Below are 18,501 nucleotides of genomic sequence, written 5' to 3' on the forward strand. Positions count from 1 at the left end.
TAATTTATCCGACGGTCAATAAACATTCATATAGATTCCTGGTTGTATGGATACCTGTTCATTATCCTCAGTCACCCATGAACACAAAGCCAATAGATTGAAGGATGGACTAGATCGTGATAGAATTTTGGATTAGATCGTCTTCTTTTTGAATCTTTTGGTACAAACGGTTCTATAAAGGAGGACGATCTTTTTTCTACCCATTTTACTCATGCTTTAAGGAGATATGGATATCGATGCAAAAATTCAAATTGAATTGGGCTCAATTTTCGGACAGATTTGTACATACAGCTTTGCTAAGATCTTTTATTAAATGGATTATCCTAGGGAGCGGCGTGGGCATATTGTCTGGGACTGCTTCTGCCATTTTCCTAATGAGTCTGGAGTACGTAACCGACCTGAGAATGGAACATCCCTGGCTGTTATTTCTCTTACCTGCTGGAGGAGCCTTAGTCAGCTTACTTTACCTAAAGCTCGGGAAGAATAGTGCCAAGGGCAATAACTTAATTCTGGAACAAATCAACAACGGTAACGAGACGATCCCCCTGCGGATGACGCCTCTCGTTCTATTCGGAACCTTAATTACGCATCTGTTCGGAGGGTCTGCCGGGCGGGAAGGTACTGCTGTGCAGATGGGCGCAAGCTTAGCTGAAGGATTCGGAAAGCTATTACGAGTGAGTCCCGTTGATCGCAAAATTTTATTGATATGCGGAATTAGCGGCGGCTTTGGATCGATCTTCGGTACACCCTTAGCCGGTACTATATTTGGACTTGAAGTTCTAGCTATTGGATTAATCCGACATGAAGCCCTACTGCCTGCTTTTGTAGCGAGCTTCGTTGGTCATCTAGTAACAACATCATTCTGGGGAGTCTCTCATCTTCATTATAATGTAGGTGCTGTTCCCGAATTATCAGCGCTGGTACTCCTTAAGGTCATATTCGCGTCAATCCTGTTCGGATTGACCAGCATCCTTTTCAGCCAGTTAACTCACTCCCTAAAAAAAGCATATAGCTACGTATTCCGAAATCCTATGATCAAAAGCGCCGCAGGGGGTTTAATCATTATCGGCTTAGTCTACTTACTTGGGACAAGGGATTATCTAGGTCTCAGTATTCCGCTTATTCAAGACTCATTCACGGAGGATGTCTCACCCTTTGCTTTCCTGTGGAAATTGATATTCACTACTCTTACACTGGGCGCCGGTTTCCAAGGTGGGGAAGTTACCCCTTTATTCGCAATCGGAGCAACGCTAGGGAATGCTCTATCCGGCTTCTTGCATTTATACGCCCCTTTTCTGGCATCCTTGGGCTTTATCGCCGTATTCTGCGGGGCGACTAACACACCCATCGCTTGTTTTCTTATGGGCATTGAATTGTTCGGATCGAACGGAGCGAATGGAGCAATCTATATGTTTATTGCTTGTCTCGTCAGCTATTTCTTCTCTGGGCACACAGGCATCTATACATCTCAGCAGATCGGAATTTCCAAATCTCACTTGATACAAGTTCCTGAGGGTGCGACCCTCGGTACTATAAAACTCGGCAAAAAAGAGAAAAACGGGAGTGAGAAATCATGAAGAATCTATTGATCGCCGACGATGATCACCATATTCGTACATTATTGAAGCATGTTCTAACCAGAGATGGTTATCTTGTGCTTGAAGCTGGGGATGGACGGGAAGCTATACAGAAGCTGAAAGAGTCTACCGTGGATCTAGCTATCGTCGATATTATGATGCCACATGTGGACGGGCTGGAATTATGCCAATATATTCGGAAAACCTATGACATTCCTATTATATTGTTGACGGCACGCCAACAGCTAAGTGATAAGGAGCAAGGCTATTTGCACGGAACGGATGACTATGTCACCAAGCCCTTCGAGCCGGAAGAGCTGTTATACCGCATAAAAGCCTTATTTCGTCGCTACTCCATCGCTTCTGACGATAAGATCCGTTTGAACCGACTGGTCATTGACCGCAAAAACTATGAGATTACTGACGGGGACGATATTCTGCTCCTGCCCGTGAAGGAGTTTGAATTATTGGCACAACTAGCTCAGTACCCCGGAAGACTATTCTCCCGCGGTGAGTTAATTGAACTGGTGTGGGGAACAGAATATGAAGGTGATGAACGAACCATTGATGTTCACATTAAGCGTTTGCGTCAGCGATTTATAGATTATCAGGATGACTTTATCATCCGAACAGTTCGAGGGATTGGCTATAAAGTGGAGCTGTTCAGCCCATGAAATCACTCTATGTACGCATGTGCCTTGTCTTTTGTTCGGTTATTCTAATAGGTAGCCTTCTCGCTTTTCTAGCTTCCAACTTATATTACCAACAGAACGTTAAGTCCCTAAATGATTCGAAGCTTACTAGAATGGCCATTCAACTTCAACAATTTAGTGAGTCCCATCCGGATTCTATAGACGAATATCTAACCAGTGTAGCTTCTTTGGGCTACAAAATTTATATTACGAACAATCAAGGTGATGACCGCTTTTACGGTAAACCGTTTCGGGAGAAGGAATTAGAAGAGAAGCACGTTCAGAATGTACTGAAGGGCCAAATCTATCATGGTGTTGCTGATTTTCCAAACACGCTGTTTATTACTGGATTTTTTGATAATCAATTGCGCAACTCAATAGGGGTACCCATAAACATCAACAACCAAAGTTACGCGTTATTCATGCGTCCTGATGCCCAAGTGCAGTTTGGAGAGTTACGTATATTTTTTGCGATGATGATTGGACTCACCCTGCTGTTCAGCCTATGTTTCCTTATGATAAGTGTCCTACATATAGTCAAACCGATTATTCGACTTACTTCGGCTACCAAGGGGATTTCTAAGGGCAGATATGACATTAAACTGAATACGCGAAGACGTGATGAAATTGGACAGTTAGCTACCCATTTCATGATCATGAGTCGAGAGCTAGAACGGACGAATCGGGCCAGACAGGAATTTGTCGCTAACGTATCCCATGAAATCGAATCCCCCCTCACTTCCATACAGGGCTTTGCCCATGCTTTGAAGGACTCTACTTTACCTAACGAGGAAAGAATACAGTACCTCTCTATCATTGATGAGGAAAGCCGCCGCTTGTCGATGCTCAGTAAACAATTGCTTACGTTATCTTCTCTGGATTATGATGCCGATCAGCTACAGATTACAACCTTTGATTTACGCCCCCAACTACGCCAAGTTGTGCAGATTATGGAGTGGTGGCTTGCAGAGAAACAATTGTCGCTTCGGTTGAATCTACCCGAGATTAGCATTAGCGGAGATGCTGACCTGCTCTATCAAGTGTGGATGAATCTATTATCTAATGCGATAAAATATACGCCAGACGGTGGAGAAATTATGATATCAGCAAGCCTTGACAGTGGACGCTGTCTGGTTCGTGTAACCGATACTGGTGAAGGGATTGCCGCAGAGGAACTGCTCCTGATATTCGACAGGTTCTACAAAGTAGACCGGGCGCGGACACGAGAGACTCACAGCACAGGGCTGGGGCTTTCCATTGCTCAGAAAATTGTTCAGTCTCATAAAGGAACCATTGAGGTTACGAGTGTACAAGGTACCGGGACTACCTTCACTGTCTCTCTACCTTCTTTGTAATTCATTATTCATACTCCGTTCATGTTCAACTTCTAAACTGGGGCTATACAGATTAGAAGGAGTGGTTGGTTATATGTTTTTAGCATTAAGGGAAATGCGACATTCCAAAGCCAGATACATGCTTATTATGGTCATCATGTTACTCGTCTCTTTTCTTGTCTTGTTCGTAACTGGACTAGCTCAGGGATTAGCCTACGCTAATATCTCCGCTGTGAAGAATATGCCTGCGAACCATTATGTTGTTCAGGGAGATGCCGATCACACGTTTAGGCGTTCTCAGCTTCATGAACTCGAGTTGAAAGAGGTCCGTTCTGTTGTAGGAGAGCAGAATGCGACTCCGCTTAGCATCCAGATCAGTACGATTACTGCTAACAATACGGATGTAAAGGCTGATGTTACATTTTTTGCGGTAGATATGAAGGGTTTACTTGCTCCTAATGTAGTGCAGGGAGAAGGAATCACTAATGAAAAGAAGGGCAGTGTTATTGTTGACCGAAAGCTTGAGCAATCAGGTATCACCATTGGCAGTACCATTGTTGATCAAGCTACAGGGTTAAGTTGGAACGTTGCCGGATATGTCGAAGACAGCTCTTATAGTCACACTCCCGTGGTCTATATGAATACTGGAGACTGGCAGGATATGAAGCAGGGAGTATCCCGAACTGGGGAACCTTTGAAACCAACATCTTTTAATATTATTGCTGTGAATGCCACATCCGAGCAGGTAACTGGCATCACCGATAAACTGGACAATATCGAGGTAATCACGCAAAAGCAAGCCATTTCCAGCATCCCTGGTTATAAAGAAGAACAGGGTTCTCTGCTTATGATGACTGTGTTCTTATTTGTTATCGCAGCGTTTGTGTTGGCAGTGTTCTTCTACGTCATTACGATCCAAAAGACAAGCCAATTCGGTATTCTGAAGGCAATGGGTACTAAAATGTCTTACTTAGCGTGGAGTGTGGTCGGGCAGGTCATGGTGTTATCGGTGGCAAGTCTGTGTATCAGTCTGTTGCTGACCTTTGGAATGAACATGGCTCTACCGGAATCCATGCCCTTCCAACTGGACACCTCCACGATCGTTCTAACCAGCTGTTTATTTGTAGGCATGTCCTTATTGGGATCACTGATCTCAGTGGCTAAGGTAGCAAAAATAGATGCATTAGAAGCGATAGGGAGGACTGGCGCATGAGTACTAAATTACTGATGAAACAAGTAACCAAAACCTACGGTGATGGAGATTCAACGATGTCAGTGCTGAATAACCTGAACCTGCAAGTAGATGAGGGAGAATTCGTCGCTGTTCTTGGTCCCTCAGGCTCTGGGAAAAGCACATTTCTTTCCGCCGCTGGTGCGCTTCTGACACCTACCAGCGGAGAAATACTGATCGATGGAGAATCTTTGGTGGATAAGGACAAAGGTGAACTTACTCAGCTGCGATTAGAAAAAATAGGGTTTATGTTCCAAAGTGCGCAGCTATTGCCCTACTTGAAGGTGGAAGAGCAGTTATTGTTCGTGGCTAAGCAGGCACATGCTAACGCTAAGGAAGCCAAGCAGCGAGCTGCTTACTTATTACAACGGTTGGAGATATGGGATCGGCGTAATCATTATCCTGATCAGCTCTCCGGTGGGGAGAAGCAGCGTGTGGCTATTGCAAGAGCTTGGATGAACAAGCCCGAGATTCTGTTTGCTGATGAGCCGACCGCAAGCTTAGATTTCAAGCGTGGTAAAGAAGTAGTACGGATGATCGCTGAAGAAGTAAAGAACGAAGGCAAAGCAGCCGTCATGGTAACCCACGATGAGCGGATGTTGGAATGGTGTGATCGTGTGCTTTATCTGGAAGATGGATTGCTGGTCGACAAACCTAATCATTAATTTTAATAGCACACAGCAAAGACGTCATGATGAACTTTGGCGTCTTTTTTTGTGTTCTTTTCCGTTCGCTGGTCATCTTAGATTTGAATATCGATGCCCCCATCAGCATTCACGGTATTACTAACACTAAGGCTCTTATTGCTTGCTTCCTTCGTGCTTGTTTGAGCTTGACTAGAATTAGCACTCTTTTGCGCAAAGTTGAATACTTTTAGTACCGTATTGGAAAACTATCCTAACTAGAGCTATCCATAAAGATTTCACATCGGATGGTCTCACTGACCGAATCGATTATCCGCCTCCTCTTGCAAGCCTAATCATTATTTCTAAGTTTAAACACTATGCAAGATTGGGTAATCTTTCTCATATAAACCTAAATAACCATTCTTGCGAAGGCGTTAATATTGTACAAGCAAGGAACCATATGGAGGGAATAGGACATGAAGCGCAATCATACGATGATGGAATTTTTTGAATGGCATGTCGAAGCTAATGGATCTCACTGGAATCGGTTAAAAGAATTAGCCCCCGAGCTGAAACAGAGGGGAATTGATTCAATCTGGGTCCCTCCTGTCACAAAAGCCCAATCCGCAGAGGATAGAGGGTATGCTACATATGATCTGTATGATTTAGGGGAATTTGATCAAAAGGGTACGGTTCGCACGAAATACGGTACCAAGCAACAATTAGTGGATGCTATCCATGCCTGCCACGATCACGGTATAGGCGTTTATGTAGATCTAGTCATGAATCATAAAGCTGGAGCTGACGAAAAGGAGACGTTCCAAGTCATTGAAGTAGATGAACACAATCGCTTAGAGGAAATTTCCAAACCATTTGATATTGAAGGATGGACGAAATTCACATTCCCTGGACGGGGTGATCAATATTCTTCATTTAAGTGGAACTTCCAACATTTCAACGGTACGGATTATGATGCGAAAGAAGATCGCAAAGGCATATTTCGAATCGTAGGTGATAACAAAGTTTGGAATCAAAATGTAGATGTTGAATTTGGTAATTACGATTACTTAATGTTCGCCAATATCGATTACAACCACCCCGAAGTGAACCAAGAAATGATCTCATGGGGCAAATGGTTGACCAAGACATTGTCATGCGATGGCTTCCGCTTAGATGCGATCAAGCATATTAATCATGATTTCATTAAACAATTTACAGCTGAGTTAATGAAGCAACAAGGTAAAGATTTTTATATTGTAGGGGAATTTTGGAACCCTGATCTCACAGCCTGTCAGCAATTTCTAGATACCGTTGATTATAAAATCGATCTATTCGATGTGTCTCTTCACTATAAATTTCATGCCGCATCACAATCGGGTAGAAACTTTGACCTTACGACCCTATTCAAGGATACTTTAGTCGGTTCTCATCCATCAAGTGCGGTTACTTTTGTTGATAATCATGACTCACAGCCCCATGAATCTCTGGAGTCTTGGGTAGACGATTGGTTTAAACAAAGTGCTTATGCCCTCATACTGCTTCGCCAAGATGGCTATCCCGTAGTCTTCTACGGTGATTATTATGGGATTGGAGGAGAGAAAGCGATCGAAGGGAAACAATCAGCCATTGACCCCCTTCTCTATGCTCGATACCACAAAGCCTATGGTAAGCAGGAAGATTATTTCGATCATCCGAACACAATCGGATGGGTGCGATTTGGTGTACAGGAAATAGAACGTTCAGGGTGTGCTGTTGTCATCTCCAACGGAGATGACGGTGAGAAGCGGATGCTTGTTGGACCAGACCGCGTAAATGAAGTATGGATAGACATCACGAATAATAGAGACGATCAGATTACAATCGATGATAAAGGCTTCGCCACTTTTCCAGTCAATGGAGGAAGCGTGTCTGTATGGGCACTACCAGAGGATGATGTGAAGTAGATAAATATAAATAAGGGTAACGTTGCATGTTGATTGGACATGAAGCGCTACCCTTTTTGATTAAATATAGCCCAGTTAAACCAACAAGTAGGTTTCGTTAACAATTGAAACATAACGTGTAGTTTCACGTTTACTTCTTTAAAGGGGGCTGTATTATACATAATTTATTGTATAGGATTACTCAGAAGCTAGATCACGGCTTCATAAACTGGCGGATTAAATCGTCGCTCGACGCAGCAGAAGGTAAGACACCACTGCAAATATAACGATTAGAGGAAGCATCCACAGGGTATAGTCCACAGCGGATTGTTCGACCATCCAATCAAAGATGGCAGGATACCAATTCAGATAGGTGGCCAGGAATCCCAGAACGGTAAACACCAGTAGCAAAATACCTGAAGCGATGAATAGGCCACTGCGCCCTGTACGCTTGTGTGTAGCAGCAATCACAATCCCTAAATAACGCATGAACAACAGGATGACAAGAGGCACTAAGAATTGATTGATGACAGGACCATCGCTGAGATACGGCAGATGAAAGAAATGCAAATCGCTCCCCCAAGCACCCGTCCATCCTTCCGTGAGACCGAGAAGAAACATCAGAACGGCGAAACCGACGCTTGTCAAAATAATCATGGCCGAAGTTCCCAGAAAGTAATCTGTTCTGCTCACACTCATCCCAAGCGCAAACGGAAATGTCTGTGCCAGTGTAACAATCCCGGCTATGAACATATAGACGTAAACGGAAGCAATAGCACCGGTATACATAGGATCATCGATAAAAACGCTGATAACAAGATTGATAATAAAGACCGAAAGCATGACCACCCAAGGGATAATAAACCACGACCACTTATCCCTGCTATGCATTTTCATAACGTTTGCAACTCGGTTCATCAGACTTCAACCGCCTTTCTTTGTGTTTTTCCATTCGTCAGATAAATAATTAACTGCTGGAGGGATACGGGGGCAAGCTCAAGTCCCAATGCCTCTGCCTGCTTGCGTTCTCCGGCATCCCAATTTCCCATTACGGTTGCTGTTACCAAGTTGCCAAAAGGTTCACGATGGATGACCTCCTTGCCCGCCGTGAAGGATTCAACAGCATCTTTGGGCCCCGCCAAGGTAAACGCCCGACAGCGAAGCGCCTCGGCATCCTCATCGATGATCAAGGTTCCATTATCGATCACCATCACATGCTCCAGGATGCGGCTTACTTCATCGATGAGGTGCGTGGATAGAATGACTGTCCGCGGATGCAGTGAATAATCCTCAATCAGCCGATCGTAAAACAAGCTGCGGGCTACCGCATCAAGCCCTAGGTAGGGCTCATCGAATACCGTGAGCGGCGCCCGGCTCGCAAGACCAACAATAATACCGACAGAGGAGAGCATTCCTCTGGAAAGCTTCCCCATTCTCCGTTTCAGCGGAAGCCGAAACTCCTCAGCAAGCGAGAGCGCATAGTCATGATCCCAGTTGGGAAAGAAAGAAGCGGAGATTTCTAGCACATCGATAATACGATAAACATCAGGATATTTCTGGCTCTCCTTAATAAAACAAATCTGGCTGAGTACGCGGTTATTCTCGTAGGGATTTTCCCCAAATACTCTAAGCTCCCCGCTTGAAGCAAACAGCTGGGCGGTAATCATATTCATGATCGTCGTCTTCCCTGCCCCGTTCCTGCCCAGCAATCCGTAGATTTTATCTTCATCCATGGAGAAACTAACATTATTGACTACCATCACATCTCCATACGACTTCATCAGCCGGTTCAACTCGACTACTTTACCCATCATGCATTATCCCCTCTCTGGATCATATCCGTTAACTGTTCGGCCGAGATGCCCAGTTTCTTCGCTTCCCGAACCATCGTTACCACAAACTCTTCGAAAAATTGTTCCTTCCGCTTCTCAATCACTTTCGTACGAGCACCCTCTGCCACAAACATGCCAATCCCCCGCTTCTTGTACAAAATCCCCTCGTCAACAAGCATATTGACACCCTTCGCCGCAGTTGCCGGATTTATCTTGTAAAAGGTGGAAAATTGGTTCGTCGAAAGAACCTGCGATTCCTCGGGCAGTACGCCATCAATAATGTCATCTTCAATTCGTTCTGCAATCTGAACAAATATCGGCCGGCTGTCATCAATCAAAAATTTCATTTCTTCATCACCACCAGACTGGTTAACTACTTATGTAACTAACCATACAGCTGATGAATGCTGCTGTCAATAACATTTTTAAAAATAGGCTATTGGTCTAAAACAACTGTCTTTCGAGAATGTTACAATAGTTATGGATCATAATATCCCAGTGTAACTACCCATAACAGGCGGTGACAGGAATTGAACGACAAGATGATTAGTGAAATATTAAGAGAGTACCCCATTCATGTTTCGTCAACCGCATTTATTCGGCATAACGAGAATCTGACCTACAAAGTGACTGATGAAGTAAACGGGATGTCGTATCTTTTAAGAATACATAAAGCGGTAACTCCTAATCTGAGCGGTTTACAACACACCTATGAAGGGCTCAAGGTCGAGATGACGTTACTACAGGAATTGAACGCAAGAACGGATATCCTGATGCAGACTCCAGTCCGTAATACAGTTGGGGAATGGGTTACTCAATGGACAGAAGAAGGGGAAGTCATTCAAAGTACACTGCTACAATGGATTGAAGGCAGGGATGTACAGAAGGATGAAGTGATCTCCAAAGAACACATTATTCATTTGGGGGAACAGGTCAGCAACCTGCATCAATTCGGAAGAACTACGGGCATTAGAACAAGTGAATTTCGGCCAACTCATGCCGGTATAGCAGAAAATGAATCGATGCTGAAGCAGCTTGAGTTGGGTGTCTCGCTGGGTATTTTTTCGGCTGATGATTATATAATCTTAAAGAGATTCTTTGAGGTCCTTAACTCTAGATTAGAGACTTACCCTCAGACTTCAGATACTTGGGGAATCATTCATGCGGATATTAACAAGGGCAATCTTCTCGTAACACAACATGGGATTGCTATCATTGACTTTTGTCTGTTTGGCTATGGTTATTATCTCTATGATGTCGCGGGAAGTGTGCTTAGCTTTAAGCCGGATGAACGGGACCACTTTATAGCAGGGTACACCAGTAAATCGTCAGCATTTACGGAAAAGGATATGAAATTGTTAGAGGGAGTTATGATATTATCTATCCTTGGTTTTTATGCTTTTCATCTGGAGAATGAAGACAAGCATCCTTGGATGAGGGAACGGATGCCGACCTTTTGCAATAAGTACTGCCTGCCTTTTATAGATAATCAAAGCATTTTTTATAAGTTATAATGTGCATAAGCCGTACAGTAATCCTAGCCTTGAAGATCAAGGAGACCATTGAAAATAATAAAGAAAAATGGATAGAGCATCAGATTTTTCCTGATCACTCTATCCATTCATTAAGATGCCTTTTCTCCTTTTTGTAACTGATACATCTTATAGTACCTACCTTCAAGCGCCATCAATTCATCATGATTGCCGCGTTCCACAATCTCACCACGATGTAACACTAGGATCTGATTAGCCTCACGAATGGTAGATAATCGATGCGCGATAACAAGAGTTGTGCGTCCTTCACTGACCACCTTGAGCGCCTGTTGAATTAGCCCCTCTGTCTCACTATCGATGCTAGCAGTCGCTTCATCTAAGATCAGAATGGATGGGTCAAATGCTAAGGCTCTAGCGAATGAAATCAGTTGCCTTTGTCCAGAGGATAAGGTACTTCCACGTTCTACGACTTGCTCATCATAGCCATTGGGTAACTGTTCAATGAATGATGCTGCACCCACATCTTTCAGAGCTGTCTTCACTCGTTGCAAGGAAATGTCCTGATTATACAGGCTTACATTAAATTTAATATCTCCAGCAAATAAATAAGGGTCTTGTAGAACAATACCCATATGCTTACGGAGATCTTGTTTCGAGTACGTTGCAATGTCAGTGCCATCAATGGAGATGGTTCCTTGATCAGGCTCATAAAAACCAAGCAGCAAGTTCATGATGGAACTTTTGCCTGAGCCTGTATGACCCACAAGTGCTATTGTCTCTCCTTTTCGAGCTTCAAAAGAAATGTGCTTCAGTACATTCTCACCGGCTTTATACGCAAACGTTACATTATCGAATTTCACGACACCTTCAGGACGATCCACATCGTGACTCTTCTCAACTTCCATACCTTCCAAATCCATAATCGCGAATACTTTCTCCGAAGATACGAACGCTCTCTGTGCATTCGTCAACTGATCAAAGATCCCAATGATCGGTTGAAATATTCGACTTAAGTAGTCAATAAAGGCAACGAATACACCGAAAGAAATTACAGTATTTAACGACTCACGACCGAAATACCAGACAACAAGCGCAGTCACTAGGCTTCCTATCACACCCACAATATTACGGGAAGATAAAGAGAATACTCTGAACTGCTTGATCTGATTCACATATCGATCTTCATTCAGCACTTCAAATTCTTCGAGCGTGACCTTCTCCCGACGAAAGGCTTGAATAATCGGCATCACTACAATCGATTCATTGATGGTTGCGTTCATGTCACTAAGCCTAGCCCGCATAATCGTGATATATCTCTTCGAATATTTCAGATGAATCTTCATAATCACAACGAATATGAGCGGTAACGGTAGACAATATAAAGCCAGACGCACATCTAAGAAGAACAATGCGATATAAATCCCTGTAAGCTGAACCATACTCACGACGAATGTCGCCATGAAGCTCATGAACAAGTCCCTCACTGCTTCGGTGTCATTAGCGATTCTTGATACCACTTGCCCGATCGGCGTATTGTCGAAGTATTTTATCGGAATCCGTTGAATATGCTTCATCAAATCCATACGCATATTTTTAATGATCCTTAGCGCGGTGGATTGTAGAATATACGACTGTGTAAAGTTACAAATACTAGCGATAACGATGAGCCCCATATACAAAGCAATGAGCCATAGTATAGATGAGATATCACCTGTACCTGTAGATAAATGTTTATCAATAATTGTTTTGGTGATAAAAGGCCCACCCAGATCAGCGCCTACTGCACAGCAGAGAATAAGGAGGGCGCCGATAATTCTAAATTTATAGACGAGTGCATATGCGAAAAGCCTGCTCGCCGTGGATTGCTTGGGCATATAAGCTCCTCCTAGAAATTGTGGTGACAACGTTCACTACACTACGCGTCCGAATCCTTTTCAAGTCCCTCTTCATCTTCCAAACTTGCTTCCATCTGCTGACGATCCCATTGCTCTCTATACCAACCGCCAAATAACATCAACTCTTCGTGCGTACCTTCTTCAATAATACGCCCCTCATTCAGGACCAGAATCCAGTTCGCATGACTCACAGCGGACAGTCGATGCGATGTAATTAACGTAGTTTTACCTGCACGTTCAAGACGAATATGATGAAGAATTCGACTCTCTGTTCGTGCATCTACCGCTGATAATGCATCATCAAGGAGTAGAATATCGGAATCAATTAGCAGAGCTCTAGCAATAGCTAAACGCTGCTTCTGTCCCCCCGATAACATCACCCCATTCTCCCCGACAACCGTGTCTAGTCCTTCCGGCATTTGAGCAATGTCCTGAGTGAAGGAAGCCATTTCAACCGCTCTAGCAATCTCCTCTGGGGAGGCCCCCGGCTTACCAAGCGCAATATTGTCAGCAATAGATTTAGATAATAATAAATGCTCCTGGGGTACATAGGCGACCCATCGCTTCATCTGATCCATTGCAATTTGTTCCACAGCGTAGTCTGCGATAAATAACTTGCGTTCTCCAATCGGATACTGCCGCAGTAACTGCTTAAGTAGCGTACTCTTCCCACTCCCTGTCTTCCCGATAATCCCCAAGGTCTGCCCACGCTCCAAACGAAAAGAAACGTTATCTAGACTAGGATGGTTGGCTGATGGGTACGTAAAGGTTAACTGCTTCATCTCGATACGGGTAGGAATTTCAATATTCACTAAATTTTCCCCATCCTGTAGATCAGGCTTCTGAGACAATACGTTGTCCAAGCGATCGGCCGAGGCACTACCACGTTGCAACACATTAATAAACTCGCCGAAGGAAATCATAGGCCAGATTAACATGCCGAGATAAATGTTAAAAGAAATCAGTTGACCGAGTGTAATCTCATTCTCGAAGACAAGATAAGAACCATAACCGATACCAATGGAATAACTCACGCCCACAATCAGTGATATCAGGGGTTGAAAGAGTGCATTCAGTATCGAGACCCGTTTGTTCTTATTCATCACCTCAGAGGTGACCTTATCAAAAGCCACTGTATCGTCATCTTCTTGTACATACGAACGAATAACTCGAATTCCTGAGATAGACTCTAGCGCATGATCATTCATTTTTCCGAAAGAAGCCTGAGCATCTAAGAAGCGTGTTCTCACCTTTTTGCCCAACAAACTAATCACGACAACTAGAAAAGGCAACGGGATTAGCGCCGCAATCATAAGCTTAAAGCTAACTAATGTAATCATGGTGATAATCACGACCGAGGCACCCACTACCGTATTCACAAGGGTCATAACACCGTAACCGGCTGTTTGTCCGATAGCCAAAATATCATTTGTCGCTAATGCCATCAGTTGCCCTGTACTATTACGCTGGAAAAAGGCGGGTGTCATCTTCGTCAAATGCGCCAATAATCTTCCTCTTAATAGTTTCTCTATGAGTGCTGAGTTACCAAATAAAGTAGTGATCCATATGTAAGTCATAATGTACAGCAATAACGCAAGTCCTACGAGCAATAGAACCGTCTGGTTTAGACCTGAACTTGTCAGGTTCCTAGCTTGAATGCTATCAATTGTATTTCCGATCATCTTGGGAGGTATCGTACTGAGGATACTAACCCCTGCTATTAAACTGATAGCAAGCGCATACCGAGCCCATCTCCATTTAAAAAACCACTGTAACCTAGTCACGAAAGACAAGCCATTCACCTCTTCCACATTTCCAATTCACTTTCTTGATTTTACCTTTTCAACCATAACAAGTCTATATAATAAAGACATACCATTTCATCGTCCCAACGAAACAACCCCGAACCATTTCGGCTCGGGGTTGTTCCTAATTCAATTCCCTCTAAATTAATACAATTAAGTATCTTATTTAAGGAAGTAGAAAGGGTGTCACACGATTGTTATACAACTCAACTATTTCCCCTTAGTTGGTGTAGGCGGAGAATCCCAGCAATCTACAATATGGGAACGATCTAGAACACTAAGGCTCTCTCTCGTAAATACAGGGTCTTTCCCCGCTTTCTTCTGCTTCATATAATCTTTCAAGGCAGCGAAGGCTACCTTAGAAAGCATGGTAATGGCGATCAGATTAACGATAACCATGAGGCCCATAAATAAATCAGCCAGATCCCATACTAGCTTAACTTTTGCCACCGAACCGAATATGATCATCGCTAATACACTAATTCTATAAATGACAATCCAGATTTTATTTGATTTCAGAAATGCAATATTGGTCTCTCCATAGTAATAGTTCCCGATCAGCGTACTGAAGGCGAACAAGAACACCATTAATGCTAAGAAACCCGATGCCCAAGAACCTAGATGTATACTTAATGCTGCCTGCGTAAGTTCAATGCCACCGAGCCCAGACTGAGTATACATACCTGAGAGCAGAATGATCATAGCTGTACTTGTACAAATCACCAATGTATCTACTAGCACGCCTAATGCTTGAATCAACCCTTGCTTAACCGGATGACTTGTAGTCGCAGTAGCTGCAGCATTGGGCGCACTCCCCATACCTGCTTCATTCGAGAACAATCCACGCTTCACACCCTGCATGAGAGCCGCTCCAAGAGAACCTCCTGCAATTTGTTCAACACCAAATGCACTTTTCACGATCAATGCAAGAACTGCTGGAACCTGTCCAATGTTAACTAGTACGATATACGCAGCAATCCCAATATATAGTACAGCTAGGATAACAACGATATATTCGGACATCTTGGCAATACGCTTCACACCACCGAATATGATGATTCCGAATGCCGCAGCCATGACTAAACCGACTGCTAAACGATTTGTGCCAAAGGCATTCTGAAATGCTAGTGTAATGGTGTTTGACTGAACCGCATTAAACACCAGTCCGAATGATAATGTGATTAGAATAGCAAACAAAGCGCCCATCCACCGTTTATTCAAACCACGTTCCATATAATAGGCTGGCCCACCACGGAAGCCATCTTTATCTTTGACTTTGTATACTTGCGCTAGGGTACTCTCAATGAAGCTGGATGCTGATCCAATGATGGCAATAACCCACATCCAGAACACAGCCCCAGGACCCCCGAGCGCAATAGCAATCGCAATCCCTGTAATATTACCCGTTCCAACACGGGCTGCCATACTAATACAGAACGCTTGAAAAGGAGAGATCTTGTCACGAGGGCCACCTGTGGATTCTTTTAATACGCGCAACATTTCTTTAAACAAACGAAATTGCAGAAATTTCGTCCTAAAGGTAAAGTACAGTCCACAAGAAATAAGCATTACGATTAACAATTTAGACCACATCAGAGTATTAATAAAATCAATCACATTCTGTAAAGTCTGCTGCATAGTTGCGGCCCCTCTCTAGTTGAGTATATAGATATCCTTGATTGAAGAGCCACATTAGTATATCAAATTTCCTTTAAGAGTAGATACATGTATTAATTTGGATAATAGCAATCTAATTTACAAATTTGCTAACTTACCGTATATACATATACCTTGGTATGATATATATCTTTACAGATAATGACTCGCTCAGGTTGCCAATCTGGCAGAGCAAAACACACACTAATCACCTGTGCTCCCGGGGCCAAACTTCCAGACCAAATGGTGCTTAGTCGCTTCATTGCATCTGGATACAGATAACACACCACCACATCTGCATCTTCATATGTATACGTATAAAGATCTCTTCGGATAAAAGAAACATTAGAGCAGTTATCAAGCCTTGCTAACAGTCTAGAAATCCATAGTGGTATGCTTGAATTCTCTAATCCAATGATCTGCGAATCCGCCATATATCTTCCCATATATAGTGCTAGTGTTCCGAACCCCGATCCTGCTTCAACAATTGATTTCTTTCTAGTCCATTTCTTCATTTCAGTTGTCACTGCTTGGCGAACGGGTGCCGAGGACGGCATAGGAGATATACCATTCCGCAAGCTTACATATATAATAGACAACGCCGCTATAAACATACCTACAACCAATAACCCAGTTATGATCTGATTGAGGGTGCTTAGCATAATCAACCTCCTATTGTCAGATATAATTTGCATATTTCTTTCACAATTCGTTGTGCCATCGTTTGAGATAACTTCAAACAATCACCCCTCTGATGCCTTATTTATTATTTTACATTAAAAGCCTTCGTGGAATACATCAATCTTACAATTCCTTCTGCGGTCTTCTCAATATTACTCTGGCCTTGATCCAAAGCTTCGGCTAGTGAAGAAGCTCCCTTCACGACCATGATCTAAGCAAGCCGCTATTAACTGACCCGTACCATATGTGGACGTCAGCAGTGGATTTCTCATTTCTGGAGTCACAAGTTGTATGCCGCTGGCACTAGCCATTTCAAGGACGCCTGTCTCACCGTCACCTGTAATCCCATAAAGGGCATTTACTTCATTACCCAGAGGCCCCCGTACTTTCAAAGGATAGACATGACCACCTGTAGCATCTACAAGCGATTGCATCGTACCTTCTCCCCCATCAGCCATGGGTACGTGAATACAGTGAATCCGTGGATCAACTTTCTTAATGCCTCGCTCCATAGCTTCGCAAACTTCCTTCGCCGTCATGCTTTCTTTGAATGAGTCCGGGGCTAATACAAAAACAAGTTCATTCTTCATGTGGTTTCCTCCTACTCTTCACCCATTATTTATTGTAAAATACCGTATATGATTGTAACTACAATCGTTATGGTCAGACCGACAGGGCTTTCATAAGGTTAAAATAGAATGGAGTTGATAAGATGATTTTCAATAAAATGGTGCCTGAGTTATCTGTGAGTAATATAAATATATCGAAAAAATTCTATATTGATATACTTGGTTTCAAAGTGGAATATGAAAGAGAAGAAGATAATTTTGCTTTTATTTCACTTGATGGTGCTCAATTTATGTTAGATGAAGATGTTAATGGAAGTTGGAGTACAGGAATGACGGAATATCCATTTGGTAGAGGAATTAACTTTCAATTTTTTGTAAAAGACATAGAGAAAATTATATTAAATTTAAGTGATAATAATATAAAATTATTTAAAGAACCTTTTGTTAGTGAATATAGAATAAACTTAGAAAGACAAGTATTTAAACAAATATTGGTACAAGACCCCGATGGATATTTATTACGATTTTCGGAGTTGCAACAAAATTAATTTATACTTTAAATTAATAAAATGTAGATTAAGGGAAGTCCAAAATGACTTCCCTTAAAATTATCATATAATCAACACTATTTTAAAATATAACCTAATTATTTAGATTTTTGGTAAAGACTAAGAGTTGATGATAGTGAAAAAACAATAGTAAAGATCGTTGTGCACATGCACAAAAAAACTGCCTCCTATTCAGAGACAGCCCAGATTATTTCGGTGTTCCAATTATTTGGTTTTAGGTAAGTTCGCTTTGCAAAAGGAAGCCAAAACTTCTTCCTCATCCTCTTCCATGTCAAAGCTTAAATAGCGATCAACTATCTTCTCATATAGATCATAGTGAATCATGCTTGACTCTTCTCCATCCACCTTATAAGTAACCTTGGCATATATGCCATTCTCGAAATATAGCTCATCATCTTCTTCAACTTCCAAATCAAGTATGAATTGGTACCGCTCACCTGTTAATATTCCGAATGGATCTTTAACCACTTCCACTTGAAAATCCTTAATTGTAATCATTCTCTCAACCCCTCTCTACATCTATGTTATTATAAACGTTTTTCACTTGCTTACAAACCAGATGCACTTTTATATCAATTAAATAGAGGAACTAGTCTATTCATTCATAATTAGATGAATA

At 42.5% G+C, this 18,501-nt stretch carries 16 protein-coding genes and 1 pseudogene; 8 read left to right on the plus strand and 9 right to left on the minus strand.

Going from position 1 to position 18,501, the window contains the following annotated elements; translation table 11 throughout:
- Positions 1-236: 236 nt before the first annotated feature.
- The 6 genes from UB51_RS21220 to UB51_RS21245 all read left to right on the plus strand — a co-directional run bounded on the left by UB51_RS21220 (position 237) and on the right by UB51_RS21245 (position 7,403).
- Positions 237-1,577 carry a voltage-gated chloride channel family protein gene (locus tag UB51_RS21220; protein WP_044879005.1) on the plus strand — a complete coding sequence of 447 codons (1,341 nt, stop codon included), beginning with the start codon at positions 237-239 and terminating at the stop codon, positions 1,575-1,577.
- Positions 1,574-2,251 (plus strand): response regulator transcription factor, encoded by a 678-nt coding sequence (locus tag UB51_RS21225; RefSeq protein ID WP_044879006.1) that lies wholly within the window; start codon positions 1,574-1,576, stop codon positions 2,249-2,251. Before UB51_RS21220 ends, UB51_RS21225 begins: the two co-directional genes overlap by 4 nt.
- On the plus strand, positions 2,248-3,624 hold the full coding sequence (locus UB51_RS21230; protein WP_044879007.1) for a sensor histidine kinase: 1,377 nt from the start codon (positions 2,248-2,250) through the stop codon (positions 3,622-3,624). Before UB51_RS21225 ends, UB51_RS21230 begins: the two co-directional genes overlap by 4 nt.
- Positions 3,625-3,697: 73 nt before the next feature.
- The gene (locus tag UB51_RS21235) at positions 3,698-4,816 is read left to right on the plus strand and encodes an ABC transporter permease (RefSeq protein WP_044879008.1); all 1,119 of its coding nucleotides are present in this window, start codon (positions 3,698-3,700) and stop codon (positions 4,814-4,816) included.
- Positions 4,813-5,499: an ABC transporter ATP-binding protein gene (locus tag UB51_RS21240; RefSeq protein ID WP_044879009.1), complete on the plus strand. Its 687-nt coding sequence runs from the start codon at positions 4,813-4,815 to the stop codon at positions 5,497-5,499. Before UB51_RS21235 ends, UB51_RS21240 begins: the two co-directional genes overlap by 4 nt.
- 437 nt (positions 5,500-5,936) lie before the next feature.
- A complete protein-coding gene (locus tag UB51_RS21245) occupies positions 5,937-7,403 on the plus strand; it encodes an alpha-amylase (protein ID WP_044879010.1) in 1,467 nt (488 codons plus the stop codon).
- Positions 7,404-7,619: 216 nt separating this feature from the next.
- Here UB51_RS21245 and UB51_RS21250 read toward each other — a convergent pair whose 3' ends face one another.
- Genes UB51_RS21250 through UB51_RS21260 form a run of 3 tightly spaced genes read right to left on the minus strand, consistent with a single transcriptional unit; the run spans position 7,620 to position 9,561 of the window.
- On the minus strand, positions 7,620-8,300 hold the full coding sequence (locus UB51_RS21250) for a hypothetical protein (RefSeq protein WP_044879011.1): 681 nt from the start codon (positions 8,298-8,300) through the stop codon (positions 7,620-7,622).
- Positions 8,300-9,193: an ABC transporter ATP-binding protein gene (locus UB51_RS21255; RefSeq protein WP_199925045.1), complete on the minus strand. Its 894-nt coding sequence runs from the start codon at positions 9,191-9,193 to the stop codon at positions 8,300-8,302. The genes UB51_RS21250 and UB51_RS21255 overlap by 1 nt, the downstream gene beginning before the upstream one ends.
- Positions 9,193-9,561, minus strand: coding sequence for a GntR family transcriptional regulator (locus UB51_RS21260; RefSeq protein ID WP_044879013.1), 369 nt, complete (start codon positions 9,559-9,561; stop codon positions 9,193-9,195). Before UB51_RS21260 ends, UB51_RS21255 begins: the two co-directional genes overlap by 1 nt.
- A 183-nt stretch (positions 9,562-9,744) precedes the next feature.
- Between UB51_RS21260 and UB51_RS21265 the strand changes: the two genes are divergently transcribed.
- On the plus strand, positions 9,745-10,728 hold the full coding sequence (locus UB51_RS21265; protein ID WP_044879014.1) for a phosphotransferase enzyme family protein: 984 nt from the start codon (positions 9,745-9,747) through the stop codon (positions 10,726-10,728).
- Between the two features lie 110 nt (positions 10,729-10,838).
- Here the strand turns inward: UB51_RS21265 and UB51_RS21270 are convergent, their stop codons facing one another.
- The 5 genes and pseudogenes from UB51_RS21270 to UB51_RS21290 all read right to left on the minus strand — a co-directional run.
- Entirely contained in the window at positions 10,839-12,581 is a 1,743-nt protein-coding gene (locus UB51_RS21270; RefSeq protein WP_044879015.1) for an ABC transporter ATP-binding protein, read from the minus strand.
- Between the two features lie 41 nt (positions 12,582-12,622).
- Positions 12,623-14,395, minus strand: coding sequence for an ABC transporter ATP-binding protein (locus UB51_RS21275; RefSeq protein WP_044879016.1), 1,773 nt, complete (start codon positions 14,393-14,395; stop codon positions 12,623-12,625).
- A gap of 222 nt (positions 14,396-14,617) precedes the next feature.
- Positions 14,618-16,045 carry an alanine/glycine:cation symporter family protein gene (locus tag UB51_RS21280; protein WP_044879017.1) on the minus strand — a complete coding sequence of 476 codons (1,428 nt, stop codon included), beginning with the start codon at positions 16,043-16,045 and terminating at the stop codon, positions 14,618-14,620.
- A 128-nt stretch (positions 16,046-16,173) separates the two neighbouring features.
- On the minus strand, positions 16,174-16,725 hold the full coding sequence (locus UB51_RS21285) for a class I SAM-dependent methyltransferase (RefSeq protein ID WP_044879018.1): 552 nt from the start codon (positions 16,723-16,725) through the stop codon (positions 16,174-16,176).
- A 222-nt stretch (positions 16,726-16,947) separates the two neighbouring features.
- Positions 16,948-17,334: pseudogene (locus tag UB51_RS21290) on the minus strand (glycerate kinase); the annotation flags it as partial.
- A gap of 122 nt (positions 17,335-17,456) precedes the next feature.
- Between UB51_RS21290 and UB51_RS21295 the strand changes: the two are divergent.
- Positions 17,457-17,861: a bleomycin resistance protein gene (locus UB51_RS21295; RefSeq protein WP_044879020.1), complete on the plus strand. Its 405-nt coding sequence runs from the start codon at positions 17,457-17,459 to the stop codon at positions 17,859-17,861.
- 225 nt (positions 17,862-18,086) lie between these two features.
- On the opposite strand, the gene UB51_RS21300 is transcribed toward UB51_RS21295, so the two are convergent.
- The gene (locus tag UB51_RS21300; protein ID WP_044879021.1) at positions 18,087-18,380 is read right to left on the minus strand and encodes a DUF6509 family protein; all 294 of its coding nucleotides are present in this window, start codon (positions 18,378-18,380) and stop codon (positions 18,087-18,089) included.
- Between the last annotated feature and the right edge of the window lie 121 nt (positions 18,381-18,501).

The organism is Paenibacillus sp. IHBB 10380 (assembly GCF_000949425.1).
GTDB lineage: Bacteria > Bacillota > Bacilli > Paenibacillales > Paenibacillaceae > Paenibacillus_AQ.